We start from the raw sequence: 13,360 nt of genomic DNA, 5'->3' as shown, positions 1-13,360 counted from the left end.
GGTCATAGCAAGAATGCTAACGCGACGTCAGAGACCTCTTATCGATCCATGGGGTCCTCTTTGGAGCCATTGGTGTGGGCACGGGGCGTTCCCTCGTGACTGGATTCCTCCGAAGCCTCGTAGGCCTCGACAATTTTTTGGACCAATTGATGGCGGACGATGTCCGACGCTTGCAAACGCACAACACCGATGTCTTTCAAGTGCCCGAGTCGTCGCAGGGCGTCTTTCAAGCCACTGGTCACGCCGCGAGGCAAATCCTGCTGGGTGACGTCGCCGCTGACCACCATCTTGCTGCGCTCGCCCATCCGAGTCAGGAACATCTTCATCTGCGCGACCGTCGTGTTCTGGGCTTCGTCCAGGATCACGAAGGCATCGTTCAAGGTGCGACCACGCATGTAGGCCAACGGGATGACTTCGATGACGTCTTGCTCCATCAACTCGCGTGCTTGATCGTAATTGATCATCTCACCCAACGCGTCCAGCAACGGACGCAGGTACGGATTGAGCTTGGCACGCAAGTCACCGGGCAGGAAACCAAGACTCTCACCGGCTTCCACGGCGGGACGGACCAAGACGATCTTGCGAATCTCACCCGCCTTCATGGCTTCCACGGCAGTGGCGACCGCCAGGTAAGTCTTACCACATCCGGCCGGGCCGGTGGCAAAGGTCAAATCGTACTTGCGGATCGATTTGACGTACTCGGCTTGGCCCTGCGTACGTGGCTTGATCTTGCGGCCCGCGTGATGGATGTCGATGGCATCGGCACGATCGGGCAGGCGTGAGGAACCGTTGATCACAGCACCCTCCTCCGTCGCCGCATCGGCAACGTCTTCGGCGCTGATCGATTCACGTTTGCGAGACAGGTGACGCAATCGTTCCAGCGTCCTCGTGGCTCGCTGGACTTCGGTTTCGTCACCGACGATTCGCACACGTCCATTTCGCTGGGTGATGGTGACATCAAACAGTTGGCGGAGTTTGCGGAGATGCTGGTCCCGGGGCCCGAAAAGCTTGAGCAGTTCGTCCGGATTGGTGATCGATATTGTGGCTTCGGTCATTCAGTGGAGCCTGGTGCTAATGAATCCGTTGTCGTCATCCTATACGGTTCCGACGGTCTATACATTCCCGATTGGGGTAGTGCAGCGATCTCTGGGGCTGTTTTTTTAACTCCCCACGCCGCTGGCAAAGCAAAAGAATGCTGGGATACTCGCTGCAATTAACGAATCCGTCACATCCCACACGCCCCCCATTCCTGGGAGAAGCGATCCGCTATCTTTGACGCCACCATCTCGCTTGAACAGAGATTCTGCTAAATCGCCGATCATCCCGGACACTGCCAAAGCAGGACCCAAAACGACCGCCCCCCAAATCGGGGAGGCGAGAGGGCTTGTCGCCCCCACCGCGGCGGCTTGGTCGGTCAGGGCGGGAAAAAGCCATTTCAAGCAAGCAAATGCAACGATCGTGGCGGTTACGATTCCACCGACCGCCCCTTCCCGAGTCTTGCCGGGGCTCAAACGCGGGATCAGCTTGTTGCGTCCCAACAAGCGGCCCACGAAATAGGCGCCCACGTCGGTGCTCTTGGTCACGGCGATCGTGGTGATCAACGCCGCCAAACCCCATCCGCCCGGGTGCATGGTGCGGGTCGCCACCAGCATTGCCATCGGCACGCCGACATAGACGGACACAAACACCGCGGCACAGGTGCGCCGAATTGTGTCGCCTGTCGCGAAGGAAACTTGTTTTTTTTCTGACGACCGATCGGACTCGTGGTTGTCGTCGGCCACTGCGATTGGCGATTTGCCGTAATGACGCATCTCGGCCAGGAACGCCAACGCGATTGCCGCGGCGGTTGCCAAGACAATCCACCCCAGTCGCCCCACCGGGCAATCCACCGGATAGCTGGAGCCCATCGCAGGCCACAGCATTGGAACGCCAGCGGAAAGTGAAACCATGGTTGCGCCGATCACGGCGACACCGCGACGCACACCCGGTTCACCTGCAGGGCCACCGTTGAGCAGGATGGTTGAGAGCTCCCATGCCGTTCCAATCGCAAAGAACATCAACAGCGGCATCAGCCAAACGCCGTCAATCCCCACTGACCATTTTGCGTCCAAGACGAGCAAGGTGACGGCGACGGTCAGCAGCACGGCGGCCGATTTCAATCGTTGATGCAGCAAGGCGTGTTTCGCTCAGCGAGTGTTGGTCAATGAGATAGGAAGGGATCGCCAGTATGTCATGGATCACTCGTTCACAGTGAGCCCGCCGAAGCGGCGTTGTCGTACAGAAAAGTCAGAGATCGCGCCGAGGAAGTTTTCTTTACTGAACTCGGGCCAACAACGATCGGTGACCCACAGCTCGGCGTAACTCAATTGCCAAAGCAAGAAATTGCTGACCCGCATGTCACCGCCCGTGCGAATCATCAAGTCGATCTCAGGCAATCCGGCCGTGTACAGGTTCTCCGCAACAAACGCTTCCGTGATATCGGATTCCCCGATCTCGCCGTCACGCAATCGCCCAGCGATCTTGCGGACGGCGGTCGTGATTTCGTCGCGACCGCCGTAGTCGATCGCCAAGACCAGTTGCGTACCCGTGTTGTCTGCCGAGAGACGGATGGTTTGATTCATTTCGTCCAAGACGGCGTCGGGCAACCGGTCACGACGCCCGATCACTTTCAGGCGAAGCCCCTGATCCATGATCAACTGGCGTTCCTCCACCAGGTACTGTTGCAGCAACTGCATCAGGAACTCGAGTTCTGTCGCAGGTCGTTTCCAATTTTCACTCGACAGACAGTACAACGTCAGTGCCTCCACACCCAGCGCGGTGCTGGTTTCGCTGACCATGCGTACGGTGTTGACGCCTTGCCGGTGACCTTCGATTCGAGGCAAGCCGCGTCCCTGAGCCCAGCGACCGTTGCCATCCATGATGATTGCGATGTGCCGAGGCAATGTGGTCCCGGGCGGCAGCAATTCGGAATCAGGGTTTGGCTGGGTCGACATTTTCCTAAGCACTACAGGACGCTAAGAACGTGATTCTTTACGGGGGACCGAATGCCTCTCAGAAAACGTCATCAGGCAATCGGTTGCAAATGCAGCTCGTCAGCTTGCTCGGTCAAAATCGTTTGCACACGGTCCGGACCGACCGACAGGATACCGACGGGCACCCCGACCAACTCTTCGATACGGCGAACGTAGGCCATGGCACCTTCGGGAAAATCACTGACATGGCGAGCGTCATCAACAGGCTGTTTCCAACCGGGAATGGTTTCGTAGATCGGTTTGCAGCGACGCAGTTGATCGGCATGGCTGGGGAAGTGTGTGACGCGTTGGCCGTCCAATTCATAGGCGACGCAAATTTTTAGCTCGTCCAAATGGGCCAAGACGTCCATCATCATCAACGCCAATCGCGTCACGCCGCTCAGTCGTGCGGTGTAACGAACCGCAACCGCGTCGAACCAACCGCATCTTCTCGGACGTCCGGTCGTGGTTCCGAATTCGTTGCCCAGCGTTCGAATGCGATTGCCGATTTCGTCATCCAGTTCGGTCACAAACGGACCGCCACCGACGCGAGTGCTGTAGGCTTTGCACACACCCAGAACCGTGTTGATCCAGCGAGGAGGAACGCCGGCACCGGCGCACACGCCGACGCCGCTGCTATTGCTGCTGGTGACGAACGGATATGTGCCGTGGTCGATGTCCAGCAAAGCGCCCTGGGCGCCTTCGAACAACATCTTTTTGTCGCTCTCGGCAGCCGACAACAGGAACTCCGTCGTGTCGGCGATCATCGGCGACAAACGCTCGGCCCATCGCGTGGCGGTTTCCACCACGACATCGGGTGCGATGCTGCGAAGTTCGTCTTCGGATGCACCGAGGTTTTTTAGCAGCTCGACCTTCTGCTCGGCCACGGTGCGAATACGTTCGTCGCGTTGCGGTTGCACCAAGTCCGTCATGCGGATCGCGTGCGTACGTCCGACTTTGTCACGGTAACACGGACCGATGCCACGATTGGTCGTACCAATCGACTCGCCACGCAATTGGGTCGCGTTAATCTGACGGTCTTCGGCGATGTGCCAAGGCATCACGAGGTGTGCCCGTTCGCTGATGCGGAGATTCTCGCAGGTGATCCCACGTTGGATCAAACCGTCGATCTCGCCGATCATGGTTTCCGGATTGATGACGACGCCGGGCGTGATGACATTTTGTGTCGCGCTGTGCAGGATCCCGCTGGGGATATGGTGCAGCTTGTAGGTTTCGTCACCGGAAACCACCGTGTGTCCGGCGTTGGCACCGCCTTGGTAGCGAATCACCAGATCAAATTGGGGCGCGAGCAGGTCGACCAATTTACCTTTGGCCTCATCTCCCCACTGCAGCCCGATCACGCAAGTTCCCGACACCCGTCCGACTCCTGGATTGCGAAACGCCACAATCCGTCCCCACAGGACAACCTTTGGATTGAGGCAAAAAAAGACCCTGGAGAGAGCGGTTCCGAGCACCGCCCGATCCAGAGCAAGCGGAAAAGCCTATGCGGTAGGCTACCCCCTGACAACTCCCACTCGCGTGGAATCCAACAGGCGGTTGATTTCACTGGGTTTTTGCCGCAATTTTGCACTGATATTGCACGGTTTGGCAATTCGCCCTGGATCGGCGGCATGGTTGCCACAGCCCGCCAGCGCGACCTGATTTCCTGCTATCGTGGATTGTGCAGGATGCGGTGTCTCTTTTCTACGCACCTACGATTTCAACGGGAGGACTCGCGATGATGACTTTTCTTGCCGAACAACCCCTCATGCTCTCGATCTTGCTCGCAGTGACAGCGGCCATGATCGGATACGGCTACCTGCAATCGGGCGACAAACGCGCCGGGATCGCTGCCTTGGTTTGCGGCCTGCTGATTCCCGTGGTCTGGTTGATCGCTGCGAACATTCAGACCGATCGAGAAAAGATTTTGACCGCGATCGATGAGACGGCCGCGGCGGTGCAAGCCAACGATGCGGCGACGGCAGTACAAATCATCAGCGACCCGGCCGTCCGGACGCGTGCGGAACAGGAATTGCCGAGGTACGATTTCAGTCGCGTCAACGTGCGTAACGTGCAAATCCAAATGCTGGAGGGAAGCTTTCCTCCCACGGCCACGGTCGACTTGGACGCTTCGGTCACGGCCAGCATGAAGTCCGGCGGCCTTCAAAATGTCCGTGTCCCCCGACGCGTGATCTTGACCTTTGAAAAGCAAACCGACGGACGTTGGTTGGTCACCGATTACGATCATCGCCCACTGGTCGGCGGCCCCGACGCTTTCTCACCGCAACGGATTTGATGACAAGTGATGTCAGGACGATTTTCGCTCACCTTTGTTTTAGTGTTTTGCCTTGGTGCCGCCGCGGCCATGTGGTTGTGGTTGGGCCAACGCAATCCCGCCCCCGTCGAGCTGAAATTGGCCACCGGACCGACCGAAGGCGCGTTTCATTCCCTCGGCCTGGGGATCGCTCAGATCGTTCATCAAACTCATCCCGAGATCACGATTTCGCTGACCCAGGACAGCCAGGGCAGCATCGACAACATGGATCGCCTGGGACGCGGCGAAGTCGACTTGGCGATCGTTCAGAACGATACCGCTCCGGCACCCGATGTTCAGACACTGCTGCCCCTGCATCGCGCCGTTTGCCACTTCTTGGTCCCCAAATCGTCCGACATCCAGAGCGTTTACGATTTGCGAGGCAAGCGAGTCGGTGTAGGGCAACAAAACAGTGGCAATCAACAGATCGTGCGTGCCCTGCTGGACCACTTTGGACTGCGTGAATCCCAGAACGACTACATTCCGGTTTACGAAGGCATCGCCCAGTGCAGCGTGAAATTGGATGTCGGTACGCTCGACGCGGCTTTGATCATGACCGCCGTGACCAATCAATCGGTGGTCGATTTGGTCGGTCGGGGCAACGTGCGATACGTTTCACTTGCGTCGTCCGGCGAAGGAAACGAGGTGGATGGATTTGCCGTGATGAATCCTTATGTCGAGCGTTTCATCATTCCCCGCCACGTGTACCCTGTGCATGACGATCGCCATGGTTTACCCGAATCGCCCTGCGAAACGTTTGCTTTGCGATCCACGCTGATCTGCCGCGGGGATCTACCCGACGCGGTGGCTCGCACCATCGTCGAATCGATCGTCACCCAACGCGCCGTGATCATGCGTCAGCATCATGAGGCGCGTGACATTTCCGAGCAGTTTGATTCCGACGACGTGCAGTTTCCGATCCACTACGGCGCGATGGCGTACTTTCAACGTCTACGCCCCAGTTTCCTGGAACGCTACAGCGAACCGATGGCGTTTCTGCTGTCGCTGATCCTGGCCTTTTGCGGTCTGGTCGCCGGTTTGAACAAGTGGCTATCGGTGCGCAAAAAGAATCGGGTCGATCGCTACTATGTCCGTTTGGACGGCTTGCTCACCGAACTGAACTCCGGTGAGACGCATCGCCTGGACGCGATTGAAAACGAGTTGATCGCCATGCGTCACGAAGCCGTTCGCGAACTGGTCGACGAAAAGCTGATGGCCGACGATTCGTTTCAGATCTTTCAATCGCTGTTGACCGATTGCCAAAAACAACTCGCTCTGCGTCGTGTCACTTCGCAGCATCCCCACGCAAACTGAACATGCCGATGTGGATGCCGTCGGGTTCGTCATAAGCGAACGCCCCCGTGGGCGCAAAATATTTTTCAAACTCAGAGAACGGCGGAAACTCATTTCGCTCGATCATGTCTGCAAATGTCTTGGCCACGACATTGTTTTCTCCAGCGCGACGCAACATCTGACGTGTATTGGGAGCTTGAGCCAGCTCGTAGAACAATCGCAGTGAATCCGCGCCACGAAAGAACGAAAGCATGAAGGGCTTTTCGCCATCGAGTTTGCTGCCCAGTTCACCGGCGACAAGGTCGTACTCGGCGACGTTGGACAAACGGGGCAGGTTGCCGGCATCCGCCAACGCGACGCGTTCCATGAATTTGCGACTGTCCGACGTGATCAGCCACTTGCCCAAGAACATCATGCAGGGCTCAGGCTGCCTGAAATTCTCGGGCAGATTTCCACGTCGGGCGCGATTGCCAAAGTAAACCACGTTGCCGGCGATGGTCTCCGGAGTCAAATCGTTGGGGCGTTTTTTGCGAAACTCCGCCATCACCGCCTTCGCAGCCGTCGAGTCCTTGAGCTCCAACGCGTTCACGCTGACTTGGCTGTTCAAGCGAACCGGTGGTTCCATCCATGTCGTATGGACCAAACGTCCGGTCAAATTCTTGAACAGGTCTTCACGCAAGTTGATCGTGGTGGATTTTTCCAACGGGTCTTCGGCCAAACGTTTGAGTGAGTCCTCGCCTTGGAAATTGTCAAGAACTTTGCCGAAGTTTTCGTAGGCTTGCTCGATATCCCAGTTAAGCGTCGTGTATCCACTGACGTCCGAAGGAACCCATTTGGGCGGCGTGGTGTCGCCGGTCTCGGGCCGCAACAACCCCAGCACTCCGTCGCGTGGAGGCTCGATGCGAAGATGGATATGCGAAATCCCCTCAAACACTTCGCCGCCTCGGAATGAGCTGCCCGCAATACCGGCGACGCGTGACGCGCCAAGGTCTTGGATCACCGGCCACACGAATCCCGCCGTCATGCTGCCGCTACGTTTGATGATGCGGTCGATGATCGCGTGGGGATCGACAAAGAAAGTGATCTGGGGGCGTGTCTCTTCACTACCCAGGCAACGCGACATCAGTGTTCCGAACCGAGCGTTCTCGGCCAACGTGGTTTGGTCACTCTTGCCACGCCAATGTTCCAAGACGTCTTGTGCGGTTCGATGCCCAAAACCAAAGACGACGGTTCCTTCACGCTCAAAGTATTCGATCTCAGGTCGGCCCTGACGCGGAGGCAGTAACCGGATCACGTCCGTCTTGTCGACCACGGTGCGTCGCCGGACATAGCCATCGTTGGTGACGACTTGGTTTTCGATGCGATCGACAATCGCCAGCAACTTGTCCACGTTCTTGCCCGCATCAATCATGATCACCGTCGCGAACCCGTAGGCTTCACGACGTCGGCGACGTTCTTTACGCGCCGCCGCTTCGGATGAATCGTCGACTTGGTTTTCTTGCTCGTACAACTCACGCGACTCCTCGTCCGGTGGGATCGCGGGGATCACCGCCACGGCGACTTGGCCGCTGGGGATGGCGAGCAGTTCGTCAAGTGACACACCGACTTTGTCGCTGACCATCGCAAACAGATCGCGGGCGGTCGAATAGACATCTTGCACCAACGGACGCATCTGCGGATCGTTGATCATCAGTCCGATGGAAGATTTCTTGGAGTCCTCTCGCAAATCATCCGCACTGTCCAGGCGGATATAAAACATCGCATCCTCGGGCAACAAACGTGGCGCACCCGGCATCGACGTCTCGTTTTTCTTGCTCGCGTCGTCCTGGGCACGGGCCTCCGGCGACGACACGACGACGAGGCAGAGAATGATCGGCAGCAATAACCAAGCGACACGGGTCGCAATGCGTGGGGCGAGTCGCGTTTGATGGATGCGCGTGAGGATGAGATTCATTGTTCGATCATGCTGTGGGGAAGGTGTCATTGACTCCGACCGATAGGTTAACCCGTTCACCGGCTGGATGCTCTACGGCATCAGGCTTAGTTTTTGTCGCTGGAACCGAATTCTCGGCATGATTCGCCCCACCGACCGGGATCTTGGCATCCGTCGATGCCGCAAGGATCGATTTCGGAACGTTTTCTTTGCCAACGGGTTAAACTGATACTGACACGCGTTCCTCACCCATTCACGTTCTTGCTAGCAGAAAAACGGGCGATTTCCATGAATTTCGATCACCAACGATACTCTTTCGCTCTTCTGTCACTGGCCGTCGTGCTTTGCTGGGGCTCCTCTGCGTCGGCACAAAACGGAGACACCTCGGGATCTGGGACCGTTGGCGTCGGCGATGCGACCACCATTTCGCTGGGACCAGTGGAAGCCGACAGGAGCGCCTTCACGCTCGAGCGTGGCGACACCGTTGGTGCGGCCACCGAAACCGGCTTCGGTATCGGAGCCGAGTCGGGCGGCGGCGGTGGTGCTGGCGGGGGAGCCGGCTTCGGCGGTGGAGGAGGAGGCCTGGGGGGCTTGTTCGGCGGCCTGTTTGGCGGACTCAATCAAGGTGCATCGACCAGCAAACCCGCTGTTCGCGTACGCCTTCGTTCGGCAGTGGACGTGGAGCCACTCCCACCAGCGGAGGTCCAAGCCACCGTTTCGACGCGGCTTTCTACGGTCACTAAAGCCCCGGCGCTACGAAACGTGAACGTCTCCATGAACGGACGCACGGCGGTTTTGACGGGAGCCGTTCGAACCGAGAAAGACCGCCGAATGAGCGAATTGCTGATGCGTTTGGAGCCCGGCGTCAGCAGCGTCGAAAACCGCGTCAGCGTGCTCCCCTAGACCTGCGGCGGATGAAAATCCAGGCGTGACGTCCTTTTCAATCCGCACGCCCAAACTGACACGCCCAAACCGCCACGCCCAAACTGGTAGATCGAGTATCATCGGGGGGAAATCCATTTCCCGCTCCCTTATGCCATTCGAGCTTGCACCGATGAAACGAAGCGTCACGTGTCTTTCCATCTCTATCCTCCTCTTTGCCTTTTGTTTCGCCGCATCGCCCGCGTCGGCCGAGCATGCTTTCATCGCCAACCAAGGACGCAAGCTGTTTCGCTTTGATGAAAACGGCAGCCTTGATTGGGAGATGGAGATCGGCGGCGCACCGCACGACATGCACGTGCTGCCCAATGGGAACTTGCTGACGCATGAAGGCACACGCGTGGTCGAGATCGACCTGCAAAAGAAAGAGCGAGTTTGGTCGTTCGATTCCAAGTCGCTGGCGACCGAATCCGCCGTCGAACTTCACTCGATCGCTCCGCTGCCAAACGGTCAAGTGATGGTCGCCCTCAGCGGCGAAGGAAAGATCTATGAGATCGACCGAGACGGCAAGGTTCACCACAGCATCACGCTCAAACGCGATCACCCCCACCCCCACCGCGACACACGTCTGGTTCGTCCTTTGGCCGATGGCGGTTACTTGGTGGCACAAGAAGGCGACGGAGTGGTCCGCGAGTATGACCACGACGGCAAGATCACTTGGGAATACGATGTCCCGATGTTCGGCAAACCGGCCCAAGGCGGCCATGGCCCAGAAGCATTCGGAGACGCCGTTTTTAGCGCCCTGCGATTGCCCAACGGCAACACATTGATCGGCACGGGCAACGGCCACAGCATTTTAGAAGTCACACCGGCTAAGGAGATCGTGTGGCAAGTTCATCAAAACGATCTCGACGGCATCACGTTGGCTTGGGTGACGACTTTAGAAGTCCACCCCAACGGGCACATCGTGATCGGAAATTGTCACGCGGGCGAAGACAATCCGCAACTGATCGAAATCGATCGAGACAAAAAGGTGCATTGGCAATTCAAGGACTTCAAACACCTGGGCAACGCGGTGTCCAACTCGCAAACACTCAGCGCCACCTCCGGCGTGATCCGATAGCAGGCAGCACGTAGCAGCCCACCACGTAGCAGCGTCTCTCCGAGACGCTAACCCTACCCGCGTAGTGGGATTCGCCAGAATTCCCTCCCACCGTCTTGCCTCAACGGTGATGTGATTCACTCTGATCGATGTGGTCCCTGAGCAATTTCTGATCCGACATCTTTTTGCCCTCGCAGTCTGCTCTGTGCCACAACACGGCCGCAGCGGATCTCGGCATGAGTTTTCCCAAATCCAGGTAACCAAGCGTGAAAACGGGCGTACCGGATTTCGTCATGCACAGCATGACCTACGATTGCTTTGCTCAAGCGGTGTATTACGACGAGTTCTCTGCGACCGCCTTCGCGGTCGCGGATACCTCCCGAAAGACCACTGCGTTGGTCTTCGGATCGTTTGACCCGCAGCCGAAGGCGCAGGAGTCTTCGGATCGTTTGACCCGCAGCCGAAGGCGCAGGAGTCGCTACCATCCGGATTACGCCGCAGTGCCAAGCACAACTTCCGACTCAGTTGCCGGCCAAACTCCACGATAAAATCGAAGCTCTTGATGTCGATTGAGTGGCTACCTAATCGACAACTGCTAGCCCGGATTATTCATGCCGATGATTGATTTTAGCGCAAACAGATTCTTGACAATGAGTTGTGACATCGTTGGGAAAAGCAGATTGTTTTTCATCACCCGACGCGTAAGCGAGGGATTTACCGAGTATCCCTCGCTTACGCGTTGGGTTATGAATAATCCGGGCTAGATCGAGCATTCGTACCCTTTTCAATTTGGCGAGACTGAACATGAAAACTCTTGTGTTGACGACCCTGATTCTGAGCCTCGTGTGCTTCCACGAACCGGCTTGCGGGCAAGAGTCCCCTGCCATGCCAAAGCCGACTCAAGAGCACGAGTGGCTTGTGAAGTTCGTCGGAGAATGGACGACCGAGTCAAAAGCAACCATGGCCCCGGACCAGCCACCGATGCAATGCACTGGAACATTGACCTCACGCAAGCTCGGTGGATTCTGGGTGCTCAATGAAATGAAGGGCGAATGGTCCGGTGACCCGATGACTGGGGTTCAGACGATCGGCTATGACGAAGGGAAGCAGAAGTATGTCGGAACGTGGGTTGATTCGGCGACGGCCTTCATGTGGCAGTACACAGGCAACGTCGATGCGACCGGAAAGGTGTTAACACTCGAAGCTGACGGACCAAACTTCATGGGCGATGGCAAGCTGACGAAGTTTCAAGACATCTACGAGTTCAAATCGGCTGATGAGATCTCGATGACATCGAGGATGCTTGACGCAAATGGAGACTGGGTAACCTTCATGTCGGGTGCAGCGAAGCGAGTCAAGTAATTGTCTTAACAGTAGTCATCGTAACACTATCCGGCAGTTCGCTCTCGGGCGTCGGCGTACCCGGTTGCATCGAAAGTAGTCAGTGCTCAGGGGTCAGTGTTCAGCGGGATGCTTTAATGTTGGGAGAGCAGTTTTGAGGGCGACGGTGAATACCATAAGCCCGAACGCCCAGATTCCCACCGTGACTTTCCATTCGAGTTGGCTGGGGACATACTCGACGATCTCGTGCAGCGTGCTAGGGACGAATCCTGGAATGATTAGCCCCATACCTTTTTCGATCCAAGCACCGACGAACGCCATCAAACAAGCGGTGACGAGCAACGGCCGCCAGCGCAATCTCAACAGCCCCGGCCACAAGAACAGCAACGCCGCCGTGACATTCAGCCCGATCGCGGTCCAGGTCCACGGGACGAGTGCGGTTTTGCCGTGCAAGCCAAAGAACAGATACTTCGCGGCGCTGACGTGCGATCCACCGGTGTAGAATTCGGTGAACAGTTCTGAGGCGACCATCAACAGATTGATCAGGATCGTGACGCGGATGATCTTGGTGAGCGTGGCGATCGGCTGGTCGAGTCCGCCCACGCCGGTCAACCGTTTGATCAGAACCATCGACACGATGATGAACGCGGGACCGGAGACAAACGCGGATGCAAGGAAACGTGGTGCAAGAAGTGCCGTGTTCCAAAACGGTCGGCCGCCCAGGCCGCAGTAAAGAAACGCGGTGACGGTGTGAATCGAGATCGCCCAAACAATGGACAGCATCACGAACGGGATGTACCACGTCGGATTGGGCTTGCGACCGAGAAATCGCATGTACAGCAGATAGCCGCAAATGTGCAGATTCAACAGCAGGTAACCGTTGAGCACGATCACGTCCCAGGTCAACATCGAGATCGGCCAGTTGAATTTGCCGACGATGGGCAGCATGTGCCAGAACCGATCGGGCCGTCCGAGATCGGCGACAACGAACATCAGGCACATCACGATGGCGGCAATGGCAAGCAGTTCGCCAATGATGACGACATCGTGCATCTTGCGGTCGTGATACAGGTACGCCGGAATCACCATCATGACGCCGCCTGCCGCTAATCCGACCATGAAGGTGAAGTTGGCGATGTAGAGTCCCCACGAAACTTGATCGGTCATGTTGGTGGCAATCATTCCGCCCGCGACTTGGTTGGCCCAAGCGTTTGCGCCGACCAGGAACAATGCGGTCAACATCGTCATCCATGCGTAGAACGCAAACGATCCTTCGGTCGCCAACCACAACGATCGCCCGATGAATTTCGGGTAGCTGGTGATGTGCGACTGTTTTCCGTTGGGCTCGTTAGGCTGTGGCGTTGTGGTGATGCTGCTCATGTTATTTTAGAGCCGACGGCGCGAACCGAGGGTAGTTGGGGAGATTGAAAAGAACGGCCCGCTAGCCCGGATTATTCACGCGACTCACTACGGTCATCGCAACACGT

At 57.3% G+C, this 13,360-nt stretch carries 12 protein-coding genes; 6 read left to right on the top strand and 6 right to left on the bottom strand.

Features of this window, described 5'->3' with window-relative positions:
• Positions 1-38 precede the first annotated feature (38 nt).
• The 4 genes from Pla52nx_RS04660 to Pla52nx_RS04645 all read right to left on the bottom strand — a co-directional run bounded on the left by Pla52nx_RS04660 (position 39) and on the right by Pla52nx_RS04645 (position 4,387).
• A complete protein-coding gene (locus Pla52nx_RS04660) occupies positions 39-1,055 on the bottom strand; it encodes a PhoH family protein (protein ID WP_146520006.1) in 1,017 nt (338 codons plus the stop codon).
• Between the two features lie 105 nt (positions 1,056-1,160).
• Positions 1,161-2,174 carry a phosphatidate cytidylyltransferase gene (locus Pla52nx_RS04655; protein ID WP_146520007.1) on the bottom strand — a complete coding sequence of 338 codons (1,014 nt, stop codon included), beginning with the start codon at positions 2,172-2,174 and terminating at the stop codon, positions 1,161-1,163.
• A 63-nt stretch (positions 2,175-2,237) separates the two neighbouring features.
• On the bottom strand, positions 2,238-2,993 hold the full coding sequence (gene uppS, locus Pla52nx_RS04650; RefSeq protein WP_146520008.1) for a polyprenyl diphosphate synthase: 756 nt from the start codon (positions 2,991-2,993) through the stop codon (positions 2,238-2,240).
• 71 nt (positions 2,994-3,064) lie between these two features.
• Positions 3,065-4,387 (bottom strand): adenylosuccinate synthase, encoded by a 1,323-nt coding sequence (locus Pla52nx_RS04645; protein ID WP_197454645.1) that lies wholly within the window; start codon positions 4,385-4,387, stop codon positions 3,065-3,067.
• A gap of 362 nt (positions 4,388-4,749) precedes the next feature.
• Here Pla52nx_RS04645 and Pla52nx_RS04640 point away from each other — a divergent pair, with 362 nt between their 5' ends.
• The gene (locus tag Pla52nx_RS04640; protein ID WP_146520009.1) at positions 4,750-5,307 is read left to right on the top strand and encodes a hypothetical protein; all 558 of its coding nucleotides are present in this window, start codon (positions 4,750-4,752) and stop codon (positions 5,305-5,307) included.
• 9 nt (positions 5,308-5,316) lie between these two features.
• Positions 5,317-6,639: a TAXI family TRAP transporter solute-binding subunit gene (locus Pla52nx_RS04635; RefSeq protein WP_146520010.1), complete on the top strand. Its 1,323-nt coding sequence runs from the start codon at positions 5,317-5,319 to the stop codon at positions 6,637-6,639.
• On the opposite strand, the gene Pla52nx_RS04630 is transcribed toward Pla52nx_RS04635, so the two are convergent.
• Positions 6,611-8,572, bottom strand: a complete 1,962-nt coding sequence (locus tag Pla52nx_RS04630) for a hypothetical protein (protein WP_146520011.1) — start codon at positions 8,570-8,572, stop codon at positions 6,611-6,613. The two genes, Pla52nx_RS04635 and Pla52nx_RS04630, sit on opposite strands and share 29 nt — an antisense overlap.
• A gap of 267 nt (positions 8,573-8,839) precedes the next feature.
• On the opposite strand from Pla52nx_RS04630, the gene Pla52nx_RS04625 reads away from it, so the two are divergent.
• From Pla52nx_RS04625 to Pla52nx_RS04610, 4 genes are all read left to right on the top strand, one after another.
• Positions 8,840-9,454 carry a BON domain-containing protein gene (locus tag Pla52nx_RS04625; RefSeq protein ID WP_231741960.1) on the top strand — a complete coding sequence of 205 codons (615 nt, stop codon included), beginning with the start codon at positions 8,840-8,842 and terminating at the stop codon, positions 9,452-9,454.
• Between the two features lie 151 nt (positions 9,455-9,605).
• The gene (locus Pla52nx_RS04620) at positions 9,606-10,553 is read left to right on the top strand and encodes a PQQ-binding-like beta-propeller repeat protein (RefSeq protein WP_197454572.1); all 948 of its coding nucleotides are present in this window, start codon (positions 9,606-9,608) and stop codon (positions 10,551-10,553) included.
• A gap of 245 nt (positions 10,554-10,798) precedes the next feature.
• Positions 10,799-11,080 (top strand): hypothetical protein, encoded by a 282-nt coding sequence (locus Pla52nx_RS04615; protein ID WP_146520013.1) that lies wholly within the window; start codon positions 10,799-10,801, stop codon positions 11,078-11,080.
• 337 nt (positions 11,081-11,417) lie between these two features.
• Positions 11,418-11,894, top strand: a complete 477-nt coding sequence (locus tag Pla52nx_RS04610; RefSeq protein WP_342190335.1) for a DUF1579 domain-containing protein — start codon at positions 11,418-11,420, stop codon at positions 11,892-11,894.
• A 93-nt stretch (positions 11,895-11,987) separates the two neighbouring features.
• On the opposite strand, the gene dsrP is transcribed toward Pla52nx_RS04610, so the two are convergent.
• On the bottom strand, positions 11,988-13,253 hold the full coding sequence (gene dsrP, locus Pla52nx_RS04605; protein ID WP_146520015.1) for a sulfate reduction electron transfer complex DsrMKJOP subunit DsrP: 1,266 nt from the start codon (positions 13,251-13,253) through the stop codon (positions 11,988-11,990).
• Positions 13,254-13,360: the final 107 nt, after the last annotated feature.

Source organism: Stieleria varia (assembly GCF_038443385.1).
Lineage (GTDB): Bacteria > Planctomycetota > Planctomycetia > Pirellulales > Pirellulaceae > Stieleria > Stieleria varia.
The sequence above is the reverse complement of the archived record's forward strand: the minus strand, read 5'-3'. Positions and strand labels throughout refer to the sequence as shown.